This window comes from Acinetobacter sp. 809848 (genome assembly GCF_000581275.1).
Taxonomy (GTDB): Bacteria; Pseudomonadota; Gammaproteobacteria; order Pseudomonadales; family Moraxellaceae; genus Acinetobacter; species Acinetobacter pittii.
In genome coordinates this window covers 91,954-110,499 of record NZ_JEXG01000007.1, presented here as the reverse complement: position 1 = coordinate 110,499, position 18,546 = coordinate 91,954, and the positions used below count along the sequence as shown (strand labels likewise).

Annotated in this window: 22 protein-coding genes; 8 read left to right on the top strand and 14 right to left on the bottom strand. The window is 38.2% G+C overall.

Going from position 1 to position 18,546, the window contains the following annotated elements:
* Positions 1 to 70 precede the first annotated feature (70 nt).
* Positions 71 to 286: a 30S ribosomal protein S21 gene (rpsU, locus tag J536_RS10400; protein WP_001136722.1), complete on the top strand. Its 216-nt coding sequence runs from the start codon at positions 71 to 73 to the stop codon at positions 284 to 286.
* Positions 287 to 311: 25 nt separating this feature from the next.
* Positions 312 to 758, top strand: a complete 447-nt coding sequence (locus J536_RS10395) for a GatB/YqeY domain-containing protein (protein WP_002115302.1) — start codon at positions 312 to 314, stop codon at positions 756 to 758.
* Positions 759 to 848: 90 nt separating this feature from the next.
* Here J536_RS10395 and J536_RS10390 read toward each other — a convergent pair whose 3' ends face one another.
* From J536_RS10390 to J536_RS10335, 12 genes are all read right to left on the bottom strand, one after another.
* Positions 849 to 2,276 carry a M48 family metalloprotease gene (locus tag J536_RS10390; RefSeq protein WP_079380935.1) on the bottom strand — a complete coding sequence of 476 codons (1,428 nt, stop codon included), beginning with the start codon at positions 2,274 to 2,276 and terminating at the stop codon, positions 849 to 851.
* A gap of 142 nt (positions 2,277 to 2,418) precedes the next feature.
* Complete coding sequence (locus tag J536_RS10385) at positions 2,419 to 3,384, bottom strand: 2-hydroxyacid dehydrogenase (RefSeq protein ID WP_005068339.1); 966 nt, start codon at positions 3,382 to 3,384, stop codon at positions 2,419 to 2,421.
* 11 nt (positions 3,385 to 3,395) lie between these two features.
* Complete coding sequence (locus tag J536_RS10380) at positions 3,396 to 4,043, bottom strand: hypothetical protein (RefSeq protein WP_032062842.1); 648 nt, start codon at positions 4,041 to 4,043, stop codon at positions 3,396 to 3,398.
* Positions 4,044 to 4,143: 100 nt separating this feature from the next.
* Positions 4,144 to 6,033, bottom strand: coding sequence for a M48 family metalloprotease (locus J536_RS10375; protein WP_032062841.1), 1,890 nt, complete (start codon positions 6,031 to 6,033; stop codon positions 4,144 to 4,146).
* Between the two features lie 78 nt (positions 6,034 to 6,111).
* Positions 6,112 to 7,653 (bottom strand): amidophosphoribosyltransferase, encoded by a 1,542-nt coding sequence (gene purF / locus J536_RS10370; RefSeq protein ID WP_005068333.1) that lies wholly within the window; start codon positions 7,651 to 7,653, stop codon positions 6,112 to 6,114.
* A 25-nt stretch (positions 7,654 to 7,678) separates the two neighbouring features.
* The gene (locus J536_RS10365) at positions 7,679 to 8,266 is read right to left on the bottom strand and encodes a CvpA family protein (protein WP_032062840.1); all 588 of its coding nucleotides are present in this window, start codon (positions 8,264 to 8,266) and stop codon (positions 7,679 to 7,681) included.
* 6 nt (positions 8,267 to 8,272) lie between these two features.
* Positions 8,273 to 9,277 (bottom strand): quinone-dependent dihydroorotate dehydrogenase, encoded by a 1,005-nt coding sequence (locus tag J536_RS10360; RefSeq protein WP_005073508.1) that lies wholly within the window; start codon positions 9,275 to 9,277, stop codon positions 8,273 to 8,275.
* Between the two features lie 89 nt (positions 9,278 to 9,366).
* Positions 9,367 to 9,846, bottom strand: coding sequence for a type II secretion system protein GspM (gene gspM, locus J536_RS10355; protein ID WP_032062839.1), 480 nt, complete (start codon positions 9,844 to 9,846; stop codon positions 9,367 to 9,369).
* Positions 9,846 to 10,985, bottom strand: a complete 1,140-nt coding sequence (gene gspL / locus J536_RS10350; protein ID WP_032062838.1) for a type II secretion system protein GspL — start codon at positions 10,983 to 10,985, stop codon at positions 9,846 to 9,848. The genes gspM and gspL overlap by 1 nt, the downstream gene beginning before the upstream one ends.
* A gap of 23 nt (positions 10,986 to 11,008) precedes the next feature.
* Positions 11,009 to 11,464: a SixA phosphatase family protein gene (locus J536_RS10345; RefSeq protein WP_005068324.1), complete on the bottom strand. Its 456-nt coding sequence runs from the start codon at positions 11,462 to 11,464 to the stop codon at positions 11,009 to 11,011.
* Positions 11,465 to 11,520: 56 nt separating this feature from the next.
* Positions 11,521 to 12,594, bottom strand: a complete 1,074-nt coding sequence (locus J536_RS10340) for an NAD(P)H-dependent glycerol-3-phosphate dehydrogenase (protein WP_002115297.1) — start codon at positions 12,592 to 12,594, stop codon at positions 11,521 to 11,523.
* Between the two features lie 34 nt (positions 12,595 to 12,628).
* Positions 12,629 to 13,204 (bottom strand): nitroreductase, encoded by a 576-nt coding sequence (locus J536_RS10335; RefSeq protein WP_032062835.1) that lies wholly within the window; start codon positions 13,202 to 13,204, stop codon positions 12,629 to 12,631.
* A 204-nt stretch (positions 13,205 to 13,408) separates the two neighbouring features.
* Here J536_RS10335 and J536_RS10330 point away from each other — a divergent pair, with 204 nt between their 5' ends.
* A complete protein-coding gene (locus J536_RS10330) occupies positions 13,409 to 13,789 on the top strand; it encodes a hypothetical protein (RefSeq protein WP_005073503.1) in 381 nt (126 codons plus the stop codon).
* Positions 13,790 to 13,826: 37 nt separating this feature from the next.
* Here J536_RS10330 and rhlB read toward each other — a convergent pair whose 3' ends face one another.
* Both rhlB and J536_RS10320 read right to left on the bottom strand, forming a co-directional pair.
* Positions 13,827 to 14,978: an ATP-dependent RNA helicase RhlB gene (gene rhlB / locus J536_RS10325; RefSeq protein WP_002115257.1), complete on the bottom strand. Its 1,152-nt coding sequence runs from the start codon at positions 14,976 to 14,978 to the stop codon at positions 13,827 to 13,829.
* A 109-nt stretch (positions 14,979 to 15,087) separates the two neighbouring features.
* The gene (locus tag J536_RS10320) at positions 15,088 to 15,300 is read right to left on the bottom strand and encodes a cold-shock protein (RefSeq protein ID WP_000126912.1); all 213 of its coding nucleotides are present in this window, start codon (positions 15,298 to 15,300) and stop codon (positions 15,088 to 15,090) included.
* Between the two features lie 372 nt (positions 15,301 to 15,672).
* Here J536_RS10320 and J536_RS0104330 point away from each other — a divergent pair, with 372 nt between their 5' ends.
* The 5 genes from J536_RS0104330 to J536_RS10300 all read left to right on the top strand — a co-directional run bounded on the left by J536_RS0104330 (position 15,673) and on the right by J536_RS10300 (position 18,404).
* A complete protein-coding gene (locus J536_RS0104330) occupies positions 15,673 to 15,918 on the top strand; it encodes a sulfurtransferase TusA family protein (RefSeq protein ID WP_005068314.1) in 246 nt (81 codons plus the stop codon).
* A 133-nt stretch (positions 15,919 to 16,051) separates the two neighbouring features.
* Positions 16,052 to 16,918 (top strand): RNA polymerase sigma factor RpoH, encoded by an 867-nt coding sequence (rpoH, locus tag J536_RS10315; RefSeq protein WP_002115267.1) that lies wholly within the window; start codon positions 16,052 to 16,054, stop codon positions 16,916 to 16,918.
* A 110-nt stretch (positions 16,919 to 17,028) separates the two neighbouring features.
* A complete protein-coding gene (locus J536_RS10310) occupies positions 17,029 to 17,394 on the top strand; it encodes a DUF423 domain-containing protein (protein WP_005068311.1) in 366 nt (121 codons plus the stop codon).
* 13 nt (positions 17,395 to 17,407) lie between these two features.
* Positions 17,408 to 17,605, top strand: a complete 198-nt coding sequence (thiS, locus tag J536_RS10305; RefSeq protein WP_002115323.1) for a sulfur carrier protein ThiS — start codon at positions 17,408 to 17,410, stop codon at positions 17,603 to 17,605.
* A gap of 13 nt (positions 17,606 to 17,618) precedes the next feature.
* Positions 17,619 to 18,404 carry a thiazole synthase gene (locus J536_RS10300; protein WP_002049185.1) on the top strand — a complete coding sequence of 262 codons (786 nt, stop codon included), beginning with the start codon at positions 17,619 to 17,621 and terminating at the stop codon, positions 18,402 to 18,404.
* Positions 18,405 to 18,546: the final 142 nt, after the last annotated feature.

Below are 18,546 nucleotides of genomic sequence, written 5' to 3'. Positions count from 1 at the left end.
AATACTGACCTTCACTTGTGATCCGGCGCAATGGTGTGCCTGATCTTATCCATAATCTAGAGGATTTTACATGCCACAAGTTAAGTTGAAAGAAGGCGAACCAGTTGACGTAGCTATCCGTCGTTTCAAACGTTCATGCGAAAAAGCTGGTGTTTTAGCTGACGTTCGTAAACGCGAATTCTACGAAAAACCAACTCAAGAACGTAAGCGCAAAAAAGCTGCAGCAGTTAAACGCTACCAAAAGAAATTGGCTCGCGAATCTGTACGTACTACTCGCCTTTACTAATTAATTTGTGATTGACTGCTGAATTATGACTACTTTAAAAAACCAAATTACTGATGCATTAAAAACTTCTATGCGTGCCAAAGATATGGCAACAGTGACGGTTTTGCGTAGTCTACAAGCGGCAATTAAGCAAATCGAAGTCGATGAGCGCAAAGAGCTTGACGACGCTCAGGTTCTTGCGGTCATTGAAAAGCAAATTAAACAACGTAAAGAATCGATCAAAGCCTTTGAAGGTGCTGGTCGTAATGATTTAGCTAGTAAAGAACAAGCCGAAGCTGAGATTATCTCTCAGTTTCTACCAGAAGCTATGACTGAGGAAGAGCTTGATTCTATCATTGAGCAAACGATTGCTGCTCAAGAAGCAACTAGCATGAAAGATATGGGTAAGGTGATGAATTCTCTACGTCCGATCATAGCCGGGCGTGCCGATCCTGCTCAAGTTTCAGCAAAAATTAAAGCTAAATTAGCTTAATTCCCTCTCTTCTTATATACCCTTAAATTAAACTTTCTCGTAAGTTTAAATATATTTATGCCTGTGAAAATTCCTAAGTCATCCTAGACCTTAAATTTTCATTCGTCGCTCATCTTGCATTTGTTTCAAACGACTGTCTATTCTTGCCGACATTGCTTGATTATCTTTTGCCAATCGCTGAGCATGCAACATTGATTTAATTGCATTTTCCTCACTACCTGACCAATATTCTGCTTCAGCCCGATAGCGTAGAACGTTAACCGCTCTTAAAGGTCCATTCTTATCCAAATTCGCAGCTTGCTGTAAAAATTGCCAACCTTGTATATCTCTTGGATTCTTATTAATAAATCTTTGAACCAAAGTTTGAACTTGCGCAAACTTACCTTGGCGTAGCAGCACCTCAGCCAACTTATAACTAAAAGCTTTATTTTCAGGTATCGTCATCTGCATAGAAGCAATTGTAGTATAAGCTTGATCCAACTTGTTTTGGCCAAGATAAATATCTGTCTGCAACAATGTGACAAGAGGCTTTCCACTAGATTTCGCTTGATCTAGAGTAGACTGCGCTTGTACATAATCACCTTGTCTTGTGTAAAATGCTGCTAAAGCAATCAAACCAGCAATATTTTTTTGGGACGCTAAACTTTGTAGTTGGTGTTCAGTTGCCTGATTTGCAACCACCATGGTGTACCATTTTAGAATCTCAAAATCTGCATCATATATACGATTTTTAACTCTAGGCAGCTGGTTTGCACGGAGCCTAGCTTCACTCATACGCTCAGTCGTCAATGGATGAGTCAACCAGAAATCCGGTAAAAAACTTACTCGACTTGTAGCTCTATGCATTGTTTCAAAGTAATCAGCCATACTTTGAGGGTTATAACCTGCCGCATACATATATTGCATACCAATACGGTCTGCTTCACGCTCTTGATTTCGACTATATGTTAATTGCTTATCCATGAGTGCAGCTTGGGTTCCAAGCATCACTGCTGCACCCGCATCGCCACCACCCTGCGCAGCTATAGCCACCCCTGCTAAAAGTCCTGCTAGACTTAGCAATGTTTGACCTTTAAAGGCTTCTTCAGAGCGACTAAAATGCCTTTGCGATACATGCGCAATTTCATGCGCCATAACACCAGCAATTTCATCAATATTTCGTGCTGAGGCAATAAGCCCTGTATTGAGCGCAAATAAGCCACCTGGAACAGCGAAAGCATTAATTTGTGGGTCTTTAATCACGACTAGACCAATCGGCTGTCCAAGCTGAGTTTCACTTAAAATACTCGAAAATACCTGAAAAAATTGATCTTCTAGCCAGACATCTTGAATAACGGGCATTTGTTTGTGAACTTCACGAAAAACTTTTTCACCAATAAATTTTTCTTTTTGTTGATCAAGCAAACCTATCCCACTTCCAATATTTGGAATTTCTACTTGATTTGCAGAAGGCTGAGGGTCGAAAGGCTGCGCGTACGAAGCATTTGTTATAAAAGCCGTACTTAAAATAATTGGCAAAAATCTCAAAAGTTTTTCTCTAGTAAAATTAAACCATCAAAAAAGTCTACTGATATAAAACATAAAAAATTATGTTCAATCAATAGACTTTTAATATATCACTCGAGATCGCTTAGTTTTGCAATGAAGTGTTATTAATCACTTATGCAAAGTTTGGGTTTACCAAATATCTAGGAGTTTTATCCTCCAAAGCTTCAACTAGATTTTTATAAGCAAGATTTGCCATTTTTTTACGGGTCTCTGCAGTCGCAGATCCTACATGAGGCAAAGTAACTACATTTGGCAGTTTAAAAAGCTCCGAATCTTGTAAAGGTTCTTTTTCATATACATCCAAACCAGCTCCAAAGATTTCCCCGCTTTGTAAAGCCTCAATCAATGCTTGCTCATCAACCACTGAACCACGCGCAATATTAATAAAAATGGCGTGCTTTTGCATAAGCTCAAATTGAGCTTTCCCCATCAAAGCTTTCGATTCATTATTTAAATCAACTGCGGTTACTACAAAATCAGACTCTTGCAATAACTCATCTAAACCAAGATATTGTGCTTTTAAAGGCTCTGCCAATTCAGGTTTTTCACGGCGGTTATGGTAAACAATATTCATGTTAAATCCATAAAAACCACGGCGTGCAATTGCAGCACCAATATTACCAAGCCCAATAATTCCTAGGGTCTTTCCAAAAACATCTAAACCAAACTGCTGAGGCCCAACAGTTCTTTTCCATTCACCTTGTTTAGTCCAATGATCAAGAAAAGGAACTTTTCTAGCAGCGCTTAGTAATAATGTAAAAGCAAGATCAGCCGTTGTTTCAGTTAAAACATGAGGGGTATTTGATAACCAGATTTTTCTTTGGTTTAGATAAGCCACATCATAATTGTCATAGCCAACTGTTACAGATGAAATAATTTTGAGTTTTTGAGCAGGCGCAAGATTACTTTCATTAAGAAGTCGACCAGCACCAATCATCCCATCAGCATCTACAACTTGTTGGCGAATTTGCTCATTAATATCACCCAGTTTTGGATTAAGAACCACAACATGATAATCCTGTTGTAATCGAGACAAAATTTCTTCATCAATTTGGCTAAAAACTACAACTTTTTTCATGTAAATCCCTACTACTCGTTGTTATCTTGCATTAATTGCCATAACCTTTTTTTAAGGAGTGGTTTCTCCAACATCTCTTTTAAACTCGCCAAATGAATAATATTGGCATGCTGAATATAAGAACATTCACCAAGGCACAAGATCTTCTTGTCTGCTGCGACAGCATCTAAAAATCCTTGAATATATGAACCTGCACCACGTTGGTCTTGATAGTTAGCTAAAGGAAACGGCCATTTTAGTTCAGCATAATGCCCTATTTTTGCTTTTTGGATGTTATTCCAAAGCTGCTTTTCTTCTTCACTTAAATTAGTAACATCTAAAAAAATAACGCATTTTTCAAGCGCAAAAGCTTGCAAATCAAATGAAGCAATCGTAACCACTGGAGCTTGTACTTCATTACGAGGTACTACAACAGGCGGAACTTCTACTGGAAGTGGTACCGCAATTTCAGGTTCAACTTTTGGAACTTCGTTGACTTGTGGTTTTGTCGGTTGCTCAACAACTGGATTGTTCTTAGAAGGCAATATAATTGGTTCACCTTCTGGTGCAGCTTGATCTCGCCAGAGACTTTGAGCATTATTTTTTTGGCACACCTGTGTCTTAGGAATCCATACATCAATCCCCAAAGTTGCCAATATATTTCTTTGCTGCCCAATCATCTGTAAATCAATACCTCTACTCTATCTACATTCTAACGGGCTTGAGTTTTTTTTTCAGTGTTTTATTTCATTCAGATGTTTTTATAATCGTAGATGTCTTTTAAATAATCATCACACTATTTCTCTTTTGCATTTGATCCACAATTTCTTCTGTCTCAAAGCCAAAACGCCAATAAAGCAATTCAAGCACATCCAGTTCATCTTGCGTGATAATACGGTCGCTCCACAAACACATTTCTGCAATAGCTAGAATACTTAGACGGTCACGTAATAATAAACCAGCAATATCATTTAAAATTTCAGCCAGATCTAATGGCTCATCTGAAATTTCATCATAGATATACATTTCATCGGGATTGAGCAGCGAACGTAAAATACGCTCACGTACTTCTATTTGATTTGGGCTATTAATTTGCTGAACATGAAGCAAAGCATCAATCAAACGAACAATTTGAGGTTTCACTTCTTCAAATGCAGTTGGCAAATGTAATGGCATCAAATTCAATTCATGTTTAACTCGCTCCAATAGTAGTGCATCTAACAACCCAATTTCACCATCTTCTTGGATAATAAGCGCTAGCTTAGTAAGAAATTGCCGAGCAATACTTGCGGGTATATGCCCAATATTTTTACAAGCATCATGAAATATTTGAATATGGATACGCCCATCCAAATTCAATAATGCATCGATAATGGCATGACTCACAGGTGCATCTTTTGGAATGAATTCCCGATATTGGCGAATCATCAAAATAGCAACCATCACTTCACGTGAACCAGTCGCAGTTTGTAGTGCTCGTTGAATTAATTCAGGACGCTTTTTATTTCGACGTACATCACTACTTAGGGGCTTAATAGCATCATTTAATGCAAAACTAATTGGTGATAACCTTAATAAAGGTAGAGGCTGTGGAGATGACCACGGAACATAAATTTCTTTCTCAGATTCTTCTAAAAAATGAAATAAGCTAAACAACGGGCGGTTGCGAAGTTTCTTTAAATTTTCTAATTGTAAATCTTGTAGCAAAGTGGGGTTTAACTCATAAATACGTTCACGAATACTCGGGTGAATATTCATCCAGCTTTGTGGGCTAAGGGAGTTAGCAAAACACATATGTGCGATTGATTCAGAATAAGCACTATGAATTTGCGAACCAGAATGGTGAACATAAATACGCAACAAGGTTTGGGTATTTGCATTATTTTTTAATAGTCGTACTGTTTTTTGGTCATTACGAAAGGTACGCCCACTCAAAGTCAAATATTTGATAAAACGAGTAATCAGTACACCTAGGCTTCCAGCCAACCAAATGACTCCACCTACTGCAACAAAAACTGTTTCAAATTTATGTTTATAGCCCGGGCTATAGCGCTTAAAACCTTGCTTGGCTAATTTACTGCCCCACTGACTAAAAGTTGTTAAGCCACTATATAAAATCTTTAATTTTGTATTCTCAACAGCCTCACCCGATAAAATCTGATTAAACTCATGGCCCAACAAACCATATAACTCAAGCTTATCCAGATTCTGTAAAGCACCCCATGTCAGAATAATTACGATATCTTTGGGATGAAAACCTGCCGTAAGTGCATTTACACCAACTTCATCAGGTAATACATATACAGTTGGAACTTTAAGTGAAAAATTTTGAGCTAAGTGTTCTGTAATTTTTAATGCTGCGAGTTCTTCGGGAGTACTCTCCTCTTTCACCAAACGACGTGCTTTAAGTTGTTTTGCTAAAGAGTGCCCACCTTTACGCAGGATATAAAGTTCGGTAACTACCGACCAAACCATAATAAAAAGTAATAATGCAACGAAGTAAGGACTTAAGGTATGCCACCAAATTGGCTGGCTATAATCAAAAAAATGAACGAGTAAACCTAAAATTAAATTTAAGATAAAAATAGTAAGCAGCACAGCAACCAAACACATAGTGATGGACCATGCCATATTTTTATTTTCGATGAGATAGTGGCTTACTTCTTTCAATGTAAATATTCCCAATTACATTGTTAGGTTTCATCATAAAAGAAAAAAGCGGGAAATACCCGCTTTTTTCGGCTATTTCTATTCTTCTTTGATGCCTGTTAAATCTACAGAAGCAGCATCGACATTAACGTCAATATAACCATCTTTTTTCTTCTTAGCAGAGTCATTACGCTTCTGCTCCAAATTATTTAGATAGTTACCATCAATATCACCTGTTACGTAGATTCCATCAAATACTGAGCAATCGAACTCAGTTAAGTCAGGCACTTTGCTGGTACGTACAGCATTTTTCAAGTCTTCCAATTCTTGGAAAATCAAACGATCAGCACCAATAATTTCTTGGATTTCTTCCACGCTACGTTCTGAAGCAATAAGCTCAGCTTTAGCAGGCATATCAATACCGTAAACGTTTGGATACATTACTTTTGGTGCTGCTGAAGCAAAGTATACTTTTTTTGCACCAGAATCACGTGCCATCTGAATAATCTCATTACACGTTGTACCACGTACAATAGAGTCATCCACCAATAGAACGTTCTTACCTTTGAATTCTAACTCAACAGGGTTTAATTTCTGACGTACAGATTTTTTACGTTGCTGTTGACCCGGCATAATAAAGGTACGGCCGATATAACGGTTTTTCATAAAACCTTCACGGAACTTCACACCTAGAATATTTGCAAGTTCTAAAGCTGAAGTACGACTCGTATCTGGAATTGGAATCACCACATCAATATCGTGGTCCTCGCCCCAGTCACGTAAAATTTTATGAGCAAGCTTTTCACCCATTTTTAAACGCGCTTTATAAACCGAGATTCCATCAATAATCGCATCAGGACGAGCAAAATAAACGTATTCAAAAATACATGGGCGGTATTTAGGATTAGCAGCACATTGTTTAGAGAACAACTCGCCATTTGCATTGATGAAAATTGCTTCACCCGGTTCAATATCACGCTCAATTTTGAAACCAAGAGCAGTAATAGCCACCGATTCAGAAGCAATGATGTATTCCATCTCACCTTGTTCAGTCACACGTGAACCATAAATAAGTGGGCGAATACCATTCGGATCACGGAAACCAACCAAACCATGACCAGTAATCATCGCTACTACACCATATGCACCTTGGCAACGCTCATGCACACGAGAAACCGTGTGAAAAATATCGTCAGGGGTAGGATTTAAAGTGCCTTTTTTCTGTAATTCATGTGCGAATACGTTTAAAAGAACTTCTGAGTCAGAATCTGTATTCATATGACGTAAATCTGTTTTAAACAGATCATCATGAATTTCTTCAGCATTGGTCAAGTTACCATTATGTGCAAGCGTAATACCGTAAGGTGAGTTTACATAAAATGGTTGTGCTTCAGCACTGCTCGCAGAACCAGCAGTTGGGTAACGTACATGGCCAATACCATAATTACCAAGTAATGCTCTCATATGACGAGTATGAAAGACATCACGCACCATACCGTTATCCTTACGAAGGAAAAGACGGCCTTCATGGCAGGTTACTATTCCAGCTGCATCTTGCCCACGATGTTGCAACATCGTTAAAGCATCAAACAACATTTGGTTCACTGGCGATTTACCGGCTATACCAACAACTCCACACATAGCAACCTCGCAGACAAGCTAGGAATTAATAAAAAGGATTCTTTGTTGAATGGTCGGATCGGTTTTCTAAATCTTCCGATTCGTCCATTGGTTTTGAAGTAGTGCCTGATGCACTACCTCCAGATGTTATTTGATGAAATGCCTCACTTGCAGCATCTTTAGACAACTCGGTAGCTAAAGGCGCATAAGGCAATAAAAACTGTATAAATTTGGACTGTTTCCAGTGCGGTGAACTTTCAACCCAAGGTCCTACACCCTGCATTGTAATTAGTACAACCAACAAGCCCTTTAAAGAACCAAAAGCACCACCTGCTAAACGATTTAATGGCCCCAATTTCAGACTTTTCAAGAGGCCATTTAAAAATGCAGAGACGATCCATGTTAAAACAATGATCAAAAGCGCTATAAATGCAAAAGCTGCAATTTTTTGAACAACTGGATCATGACTTAAACCCGACATAGACGGAGCAAGAAGGACAGCATATTTTGCACCCATAATTAATGCAATGACCCATCCTACCAAGTTCGCAAAGGCTTTAATAAATCCTTGTCGCAAACCGTTTAGCCCCCCAATGAGCAAAAGTATCAGAATAATGATATCAATTGTGTTCATATTCACTTAAGACATAGCTGCAACACATTGTTTCACTAAAATAGGACCTGTATAAATTAGCCCACTATAGATCTGTACTAATGTTGCTCCAGCTTGCTGTTTGACTGCTGCTTGTTCACCCGACAAAATTCCACCCACGCCAATTAACGGGATTTGTCCTTTTAATGTTTGGGCAAACAAACGTAAGCATTCTGTACTTTTTTCAAAAACAGGTGCGCCTGATAAACCGCCCGACTCATTACCATAAGGAAGATTTTCTACACCTTCTCTTGATAAGGTCGTATTAGTAACGATCAAGCCATCAATTTTAAACTGCACTAACTGCGCTGCAATAAATTCAACATCTTCCGCTGTTAAATCAGGTGCAACTTTCAGAACCAAAGGAACATAGTGATTATTTTGTTCAGCTAGCTCAAGTTGTCTTTCTTTTAAGGTTTGCAATAGTTCAGTTAATGCATCGCCACTTTGTAAACTTCTTAAGTTCTTAGTATTTGGAGATGAAATATTAACGGTAATATAAGAAGCGTAGTTATACACTTTCTCAAGGCAAATCAGGTAGTCATCAACAGCTTTTTCTACAGGAGTATCAGCATTCTTACCAATATTAATGCCTAAAATTCCTTTAAACTTTGAAGCTTTGACATTTTCAATCAGCTTATCAACACCATCATTATTAAACCCCATACGGTTAATAATGGCTTGAGCTTCAGGAATACGGAATAAGCGCGGCTGCGGATTACCCAATTGAGGACGAGGTGTAATGGTTCCAATTTCAATAAAACCGAACCCTAACCCAGCTAAAGCATCAATGTGTGCACCATTTTTATCAAGACCAGCTGCCAAACCTACTGGATTTGGGAATTCAATTCCCATACAAGTCGTCGGTTTCGCCTCTACGCTCTGACGGAGTAGGCCAAACTTATGTGCTTTATCAAGCATAGATAATGTTAATTCATGGGCACGCTCTGGTGCTAAACTAAACAACATCGGGCGAGCAAGTGAATATAACATACCAATCACAATCTACTGATTTTAGGTAGGCATATTATAGGCACAGGGAGCACAAAACACCATGCTTAAGACCAGCATATTTTAATATGTTATTGAACCGTCGCTGTTAATTTAATCTGACCTTCACTTGAAATCATTTCCATTTTTTCAATACTTAAGCCCATTTGCGCCAGTTGGGTTAAAAAGTTCGCTAAAATTGCGTAATTCTGATGAGTAACAATAATTTGTAACTGCTCACCATTTTGTTGAGAAGTAACCGTTAAACCTTGCTGTTGAGCTACACGTTGTATTTTCTCTGCTTGCCCTAACTCAAGTTCACTCGCAGGTTTCATAGTAACTGCATTACTTTGCATCCACACCATCAAATCTTTTAAATCATTTAAACGCTGTTGCTGTTGTTCTGCTAAGGAATGCATTTTCCAAAGTGAAGCTCCAATAATAGCTACTACAACAAAAATTGTAGTAAAGACCACCATAATACGTTCACGCACAGTTAAACGGTCTAAATATTGATTAACTTGTTCGATCCACTGATCAAAGCGGTTTTGCACTTGAGCTAACATTTTCATTATTGTATTTTCACCACCCCAATTGCCCCACCACCATCGGCTTGAACATTACCTAACTCCGCCTTAAATCCTTGCTGATTAAGCTGCTGTGTTAAAGCTTGCAAATCATCTCCCGATTTTGCTTTTAAGGCCATGGTTAGTGTAGAAGCATCATAATTTAATTGCTGAGCTAAAATTTGTCTTTGCATCAAAATAGGTCCAACACGGCTCAATAAAGAAAGTGCTTGCGTATCACCTTGCTTGCTCATTTCTAAATGACTTTTAAAACTACTTCTTATATTTTGTTCAGTTACTCGACCAGATGGACCAAACCAATATTTATATTGTTCAATCGTCTGCTCAGCTGTTTGATTCGCTACATTTCTTAATTTTACCCAACGCAACAAATCATAGCTAAACTGAACCACAATTATTGCTAAAAGAATAACAGCACATGCTTTCCAGTAACCTGAGACAGTTTGCTCTTGTCCTTTGGCTTTCGGTAAAACATTAAAAGGATGCTGTTTAGGTTTATCTAAACCCTGAAATTGATAAAAAAACTCTGAACGTTGCTCAATACTAGAAGCTGCTTCTAAGCTTTCTAACTGTTCTGCCGTTAATCCACTATATTGATAGTTTGTTTCAACTGGCTGGAATTCCAAAAACAATCCCATATCATCTAGTGAATTACCCACCCATTTACTTTCGCGCGCCAGTAATTTTTGGTCAATATTACACAGGATAACTTGGTGCTCTTGCGGTTCTGGCAAAATCAAAAAGTCTGGCAACAAAGCAACCAGTTTGATTGGCAACAAATTCATCGCATGTTGCCATGTTTCCACAGTAGTTTTTGCAACGCCCAATATTGTTAATTGATCAGCATGAAAATGATGAACCACTTTCATGTGATCAATAGGCAAAGTTACAAACTCTTCAAGCAAATATTTAACACCATCTGCCCCAAGTTGCTTGTAATGAGACTTTGCTATTTGTTGTTGGAATACCTGAGCATGACGACTAGGAAAAAAGACAACAGCCTCTTTTCCTTGGTGCAATTGTAGGTCTTGTATTAATTGATCGAGGCTTTCAGCCTGCAACCAGTTTTCTCCGTTAGACCAATGCCATATTCCATTGGTTTCAGGCATCCATAAATACAGCATAATGGGCTAAATAACCTTTTTATTTATATTGTGGGTATAAAACTATTTTTTTGTGTTGATAAACCAGTTGCAATCACAGCCTGATCATAAATTCGAGCTTCCGCCAACGCAAATGGATTAAAGTTTTCATGGGTCAGCAGTTCAGCAATATGCCCTACTACATTCATATGACACACGACCACAATTGACTCATAAGGAATCTGAGACAACCACTCGACTGCCTCTTTGGCGTTATCATCTGGTTTAATTTTATCACACAACAACACAGGCACATCTTTAAAATAAGCTTGAATATGTGCCAATGTCTCTTGAGCACGTAACAAAGGACTAACTACAAAAATATCAGGCTTAACAATATCTTTTAAAAATGTTGCTGTCTGTTCTGCTTGAGCATGTCCACGAGCAGTCAGAGGGCGTTTAGTGTCGTTACCATTTACAGGTGGAGCGGCTTCCCCATGGCGAACCAATGTCAGTTGCATAAATTTTCCTTGTTAATAATTCTTGCATTATAACCACAATTTATGACATTTCTTCTTCAGACTTCGTGATGAGGTAAAACAAATTCAACATCACTACGGTGTCCGTTTTTCATAAGAGATAATGCAATATTTAAAGGAGGCGCCCCTTCAAAAATAACTTCATATAAAGCATTAGTAATAGGCATATAAACATCTAATTCTTCTGCTTTACCACGCACCTGAACAATTGTATTGATGCCTTCTGCTGTCTGCCCCAACTCTTTACTCGCCTGATCCAGCGTTTTACCCGAACCTAAAGCATAACCAATCTGATAATTACGGCTTAAAGGGCTATTACAAGTCGCGAATAAATCACCAACACCTGACAATCCCAAGAATGTAAGCGGGTTTGCACCTTGTTTTACTGCAAAACGACTCATCTCGGCCAAAGCACGCGTTAAAATCATACTTTTGGTGTTTTCACCAATCTTGTAAGCAGCACCAATTCCCATTGCAACCGCATAAATATTTTTAAGCGCTCCACCTAATTCCACACCGTGTACATCATCACTACCAAAAACACGGAATAAAGCACTATGTAAGGCATGTTGCACAGCATAACGAACTAATTCAGAGTCACTGGCAATAACAGTACCAGATGGCATGCCCGCCATAATTTCTTTTGCAAGGTTTGGACCTGATAGCACACCATAAGGAACTTCTGGTAATTCCTCACGAATGATATCGCTCATGAAGCTGAAAGTTTTAGCTTCAACACCTTTAGTTAAAGACACAACCGCCTGCGCAGTAATATAAGGCGCAATTTGTTTTAAGACATCACGGAATGAGTGACTTGGAATTGCGACTAAAATAATATCTCGATCACACACGGCTTGCTCAAGATCAGACACAGCGCGTAATGATGACTCTAAAATAAAATCTGGCAAATAACGTTTATTAATGTGAGTTTTATTAATTTCCTCAGCTGTTTCGGCATCACGAATCCAGATCATGGTATCGCAACCATTACGTGCAGCTAAATTTGCCATAGCCGTTCCAAAGCTTCCTCCCCCTAGAACGGTAATACGTAAAGCAGTTTTTTTATCAACCGCAACAGGTTCCACCAAATCTGTAAACTTAAATTCAGCCATCTTTTATTATCCTATTTCTTACTTTTACAGACGTTTAAGCCTGCCAAACTTTTACGAATTCTTTACTTTCAATATCTGCACGCGGTGCAATTACTTTAGTTGCTGTGCCGACGTAAATAATACCTGAAATTAAATCACGAGATTGCAGACCTAAATGCTGTTTTAACCAATTTGATTCGACAACTGCACCACTACGCCACATGGTCGAAAAACCTTGAGCTTGCAGAGATAATAAAAGATTTTGTACTGCAGCACCCGTACTTAAGATTTGTTCGAAATGCGGTACTTTCGGATGATCTTGTAGTTGTGTAAGCGCCAAAATGAGTAATGGTGCGCGAAAAGGATGTTGTTTAACACGTTCGAGTTGAGCGGAATCAGTTTCACCTAAATCTGCTAGAGCTTTTGCTAAAACTTCACCAAAAGCACCACGTTGTTCGCCTGAAACAACCACAAAACGCGTTGGCTTAAGTCTATGGTGATCTGGAGCAGTCAAAGCTGCTTGGAAAGCTAACTCTAATTGCTCTGTACTTGGAGCTGGCTCAACTAATTGGCCAATAGACTGACGCTGATGAATATTTTGGTGAATTATTTGTATTGCTGATTCCGTCATTAATATTGATCTAACTCAAAAATTCAAAATAGATTAGCATAATCTACCGTTAATCCACCATTGAATCTAGCTTATAAAATTAGCGAACTCTCACTTTGACATTTTTTAATACAAAACATCAAAACTCATACAACGTCTTCAAAATCAACTAGAAAACTTATGTTCAAATAGCTATGTCTTTTAGCGATTAACTTTAGGTGCATTATGAAAAAAATAATTTTAGCGAGCGCAATGAGCGGTGTTGTTTTATTACTTGGTGCTTGTGCAACTACTCCTAAAAATACTTTAGCAGTTCAAAAAGAAAATAATCAGTTTGAAGTTACAGGTATTGGCAAAACCAATTTAATTGCGAAAAATAATGCGATTACTGCAGCTCAAAAAACTTGCTCAAAAAACACTACACCAGTCGTTGTAGATGAAAAAACAACATATAACGGTGTATTAAAAGATGTTGTAAGTGAAAAAACCGGTCAAATGGTTGAAGCAGCAGCAGGTGTTATTGGTACATTAACTGGTAAAAATGCATCTTTAGCAAAAGATGATGACTACCAAACAACGCTTACTTTCTATTGTAAAATTAATTAATAAAAAAAATCCCAATCATTTGATTGGGATTTTTTTATTAGCAATAACCATCTAATCTGGTCAGTGGTAATTTTTTACCAATTGCTTTTTCAATTTCGGGCAAATAAAAGGCATCATCTTCAGATAAGAAACTAATACTTACCCCTTGTGAGCCAGCACGACCTGTTCGACCAATACGGTGTACATAATCATCAGACTGCTCAGGTAACGTAAAGTTGATGACATGCGACACGCCATCCACATGAATACCACGACCAGCAACATCCGTCGCAATCATAATATTATGTTTACCTTGCTTAAATTGCTCTAACATTTTTAAACGTTTATCTTGAGCAATCTCACCTGAAAGCATACCGACTCTATATCCATCTTTCTTTAAATGATCATAAAGACGGCGGACTTGGTCACGTCGATTAGCAAAAATCATGACCTTATCGATTGGCTCTTCACGCAAGATATCTTGCAGTAAACGATATTTATCTTGTTTAGCTACAACATAAACACGTTGCTCTACATCGTTATTGGTCTTTTGTTCAGGCTCAATTTCAACAGTTACAGGTTCAAATAACCATTGTCTTGCCAAATTCAAGACGTCATAACTAAACGTCGCTGAGAACATGAGTGTCTGACGTTGTTCCTTACGGGGTGAATAACGAACAATACGTTTTACCGAAGGAATAAAGCCCATGTCTAATAAACGGTCAGCTTCATCAATAACTAAAAATTCAATTTGATCGAGCCAGACTTCTTTTTGTTCTACAAAATCGATTAAACGCCCAGGTGTGGCTACCATGATATCGACAAAATTAGCATCAAGTTGCTTCTTCTGCTTATCGAAATCAACACCACCCAATAGGGTCACTAAATGTAAATTAGAGAATTTTGTGAGAAATTTCGCATCACTTTCAATTTGCAATGCCAACTCACGAGTAGGCGCCAAGATTAAAGCACGAGGCTCGCCACGGAAGCGTTGCTCTTGAATCGGATTATTGAGTAAATCATTAATTACACTAATCAGAAAGGCAGCTGTCTTACCTGTTCCTGTTTGTGCTCGCCCAATTGCATCATGCCCGGCTAATGTATATTTTAAAACCTTTTGCTGAATTGGGGTCATTTGAGTAAACCCTAAAGCATCAATCGCCTTTTTAAGTTGCGGATGTAAATTCAAGGTTTCAAAACCAGATGTCATAAATACGCGCTCTAACAAACAATCTCTCGAATGAGAAGATCATTATAAACAAAAACGCCCCAATTCAAAAATTGGAGCGTCCATCATTCATCAAAAAGATGAATTAGTCTTAGTCTAAAGGCTGAACGTTTTCAGCTTGAAAACCTTTTTGACCTTGTACAACGCTAAACTCTACGCGTTGACCATCACGTAGAGAACGGTGACCGTCACCTACGATTGCACGGAAGTGAACGAATACATCGTCGCCGCCGTTACGTTGAATAAAACCAAAGCCTTTAGTGTCATTAAACCACTTTACTACGCCTTGTTCACGAGCTGTCATAAGTCAATCCTCAGATGTTGAAAAAAGGACCTTCCGGTGTTGCAAACAGCAGAGCAAACAAGGTTTTAAAATATTTATAATCTTAAAGCTTGTAATCATTCTGTAAAACTATCAACAATTTCCGGTTACATCCATTTGTTATAGGGTTATTAAATCAATTTGATTGTGTGGTAAATCCTAAAACGGTTCGAGCTTAACACGGGTTTATGACAATTAATAGAATTTTTTTCAAATATTTCCCCTATTTTTAGTTCTTTTTTTAAACAGCTTATTACAATATTTTTTATAGAAATTCCTGCATCTTCTTTCATAAAATATGCTGTATTTATTAAAAATTTGTTAGAATATTTTTTTTAGTTGTTTTGATGATGAATGAGCAATACTTCTTCTAATACAGCACCCATTGAAATTAATGCCCTTGGGCAACCCTGCCCAATGCCATTGTTAATGCTAAAACGTGAACTTAAAAAAGCGTCAGGCAAACAACAATTTTTATTAAAATCTTCAGATCCTCATAGTGAAATTGATGTAACTCGTTACTGTGGTTTACATCATTTTACGTGTCAAACTACACACATATCAGAAAGAGAATTTCACTATTTAATTGAAACTCAATAATTCTTTGCTAAACTAAAAGATTAGAAATTGCATAAAATTTTACATTTCTCTACCCAATTTTCCTTAATTATGAAGCTGATTCAAATTAAGATGAATTTATTGGTTATTCCATTCGATCCTATAAGGAGAACTCATGAGTGACAGCAGCAATCAATTGATGCCCCTGTCATTGTCTGCGCCCGGTGTAAACCTTGGTGCATATATCAGTACTGTCAATCAGATTCCTATTTTAACGGCCGAGCAAGAAAAAGAACTTGCTGAACGTTATTATTATGACCAAGATCTTGATGCCGCAAAAATGCTGGTAATGTCGCATTTACGTTTTGTCGTTCATATTGCGCGCAGCTATGCAGGTTATGGCCTACCACAAGGCGACCTTATTCAAGAAGGTAATTTAGGCTTAATGAAAGCCGTGAAACGTTTCGACCCAAATATGGGCGTGCGTCTAGTATCTTTTGCCGTCCACTGGATTAAGGCAGAAATTCATGAATACGTTATTCGCAACTGGCGTATCGTCAAAATTGCAACGACAAAAGCTCAGCGTAAATTATTTTTCAATTTACGTAGTCTAAAAAAATCGAGTAAAAAACTGACGCTCGAAGAAGCTCAATCGATTGCGAATGACTTAAATGTAACTCCAGAACAAGTTCTGGAAATGGAAGGTCGTTTAACTGCTTATGATGCTGCTTTTGAAGCACAAGGCGATGACGACGACGATACTCCACACACAGCACCTGCGTTATATCTTGAAGATAACCGCTACGACCCTGCCCGTTTAGTCGAAAACGAAGACTGGGAAGAGCAAAGTACTTCAGCCTTGCATGATGCGATGGACCAGTTAGATGACCGTTCGCGTAATATTTTACAACGCCGCTGGTTAGATGATGATAAATCTACTCTTCACGAGTTAGCAGCTGAATATAATGTTTCAGCAGAACGTATTCGTCAGCTTGAAAAGAATGCGATGGAAAAAATCAAAACTGCCATGTCAGCAAGCTAAAATAAATTTAAAAATAAAAGGGCGAATCGCCCTTTTGTTTTATCTGGCTATGTTTAGCCAACCCAATCTATGTTAACGTTGCCTTTCATTATTCAGTTGCGTTTTTTGTTATGTGGATCGCCATTTCAGCCCTTAATCTTGCTTTTGCAGTCATGTTGGGTGCTTTTGGAGCACATGGTCTTAAAGCTCACGCGGGTCCTGAGCAACTTGCTTGGTGGCAGACTGCAACCGACTACTTTTTTTATCATGCGCTTGGCCTATTAGCTCTTGGTATTTTAAGTAAGGTTCTTCCTCATTTTCCAATCAAGTTATCTTTCTTGCTTATCCAGATTGGTATTCTATTCTTTTGTGGTTCGCTTTATATCATGGCATTAGGTTTACCACGAATATTAGGCGCAATTACGCCAATTGGTGGAGCCTTAATGATTGCGGGATGGCTAATCTTGGCTTGGAATGCTTTCAAATACGCAAAATAATCGGAATGTGATCATGCAAATTTATTTAAATGGCGAATTAACGGACACGCCTAGCCAAAACCTGTTGCAACTCATTCAGGAGTTGGCACTTGAAGGAAAACGTTTTGCTGTCGAGCACAATCAGCAAATCGTTTCTAAAAGCAAATTAGAGCAAATTTCTATTGCTCAACATGACCGTATCGAAATTATTCACGCTGTTGGCGGCGGCTAAGTCGGAGTTATCCATGCAAGACACCCCTCTCATTATTGGTTCACGTTCTTTTCAATCTCGCTTATTGGTCGGAACTGGCAAATATAAAGACTTAAATGAAACGGATTTAGCTATTCAAGCCAGTGGTGCAGAAATCGTAACTGTCGCAATCCGCCGTGTGAATATTGGACAAAATCCAGATCAACCGAATTTACTGTCTGTCATTCCGCCAGAAAAATATACAATTTTGCCAAATACCGCAGGTTGTTTTGATGCTGATAGCGCAGTACGTACCTGCATGTTAGCGCGTGAGTTACTTGATGGTCACAACCTAGTAAAACTTGAAGTTTTGGGCGATGAAAAAACCTTATATCCAAATGTAACCGAGACCTTAAAAGCGGCCCGTACTTTGATTGATGATGGTTTTGAAATTATGGTCTATACCTCTGATGATCCGATCATTGCACAAGAACTTGAAAGTATGGGCTGTGTTGCGATTATGCCTTTAGGTAGTTTGATTGGTTCAGGTTTAGGTATTTTAAACCCACACACCATTTCAATTATCAAAGAAAATGCGAAAGTTCCAGTTTTAGTTGATGCAGGTGTTGGCACAGCAAGTGATGCTGCTATTGCGATGGAACTCGGTTGTGATGGTGTATTGATGAATACAGCGATTGCAGCTGCGCAAAACCCTATTTTGATGGCTTCTGCAATGAAAAAAGCTATTGAAGCAGGACGTGAAGCATTTTTAGCAGGTCGTATGCCACGTAAGCGTATGGCAAATGCAAGCTCGCCAGAAACGGGTTATTTCTTTAAATAATCTATTTCTTGCAAGAACACAGCCTTTAATTGCCATTTTACTTTAATGCAACTTGTATAGGCATTTTACTTTTCAAAGATAAAAAGTAACAAAAATCTTTTGTTTCGCTGATATTACATCCATGTAATACAGCGAAACGGTG

Excerpts from the sequence above, each read along its gene's own strand:
- rpsU (WP_001136722.1), top strand. The coding sequence starts at position 71 with ATGCCACAAGTTAAGTTGAAAGAAGGCGAACCAGTTGACGTAGCTATC.
- J536_RS10395 (WP_002115302.1), top strand. The coding sequence starts at position 312 with ATGACTACTTTAAAAAACCAAATTACTGATGCATTAAAAACTTCTATG.
- J536_RS10385 (WP_005068339.1), bottom strand. The coding sequence starts at position 3,384 with ATGAAAAAAGTTGTAGTTTTTAGCCAAATTGATGAAGAAATTTTGTCT.
- J536_RS10380 (WP_032062842.1), bottom strand. The coding sequence starts at position 4,043 with ATGATTGGGCAGCAAAGAAATATATTGGCAACTTTGGGGATTGATGTA.
- purF (WP_005068333.1), bottom strand. The coding sequence starts at position 7,653 with ATGTGTGGAGTTGTTGGTATAGCCGGTAAATCGCCAGTGAACCAAATG.
- J536_RS10365 (WP_032062840.1), bottom strand. The coding sequence starts at position 8,266 with ATGAACACAATTGATATCATTATTCTGATACTTTTGCTCATTGGGGGG.
- J536_RS10360 (WP_005073508.1), bottom strand. The coding sequence starts at position 9,277 with ATGTTATATTCACTTGCTCGCCCGATGTTGTTTAGTTTAGCACCAGAG.
- gspM (WP_032062839.1), bottom strand. The coding sequence starts at position 9,846 with ATGAAAATGTTAGCTCAAGTGCAAAACCGCTTTGATCAGTGGATCGAA.
- gspL (WP_032062838.1), bottom strand. The coding sequence starts at position 10,985 with ATGCTGTATTTATGGATGCCTGAAACCAATGGAATATGGCATTGGTCT.
- J536_RS10345 (WP_005068324.1), bottom strand. The coding sequence starts at position 11,464 with ATGCAACTGACATTGGTTCGCCATGGGGAAGCCGCTCCACCTGTAAAT.
- J536_RS10340 (WP_002115297.1), bottom strand. The coding sequence starts at position 12,594 with ATGGCTGAATTTAAGTTTACAGATTTGGTGGAACCTGTTGCGGTTGAT.
- J536_RS10335 (WP_032062835.1), bottom strand. The coding sequence starts at position 13,204 with ATGACGGAATCAGCAATACAAATAATTCACCAAAATATTCATCAGCGT.
- J536_RS10330 (WP_005073503.1), top strand. The coding sequence starts at position 13,409 with ATGAAAAAAATAATTTTAGCGAGCGCAATGAGCGGTGTTGTTTTATTA.
- rhlB (WP_002115257.1), bottom strand. The coding sequence starts at position 14,978 with ATGACATCTGGTTTTGAAACCTTGAATTTACATCCGCAACTTAAAAAG.
- J536_RS10320 (WP_000126912.1), bottom strand. The coding sequence starts at position 15,300 with ATGACAGCTCGTGAACAAGGCGTAGTAAAGTGGTTTAATGACACTAAA.
- J536_RS0104330 (WP_005068314.1), top strand. The coding sequence starts at position 15,673 with ATGAGCAATACTTCTTCTAATACAGCACCCATTGAAATTAATGCCCTT.
- rpoH (WP_002115267.1), top strand. The coding sequence starts at position 16,052 with ATGAGTGACAGCAGCAATCAATTGATGCCCCTGTCATTGTCTGCGCCC.
- J536_RS10310 (WP_005068311.1), top strand. The coding sequence starts at position 17,029 with ATGTGGATCGCCATTTCAGCCCTTAATCTTGCTTTTGCAGTCATGTTG.
- thiS (WP_002115323.1), top strand. The coding sequence starts at position 17,408 with ATGCAAATTTATTTAAATGGCGAATTAACGGACACGCCTAGCCAAAAC.
- J536_RS10300 (WP_002049185.1), top strand. The coding sequence starts at position 17,619 with ATGCAAGACACCCCTCTCATTATTGGTTCACGTTCTTTTCAATCTCGC.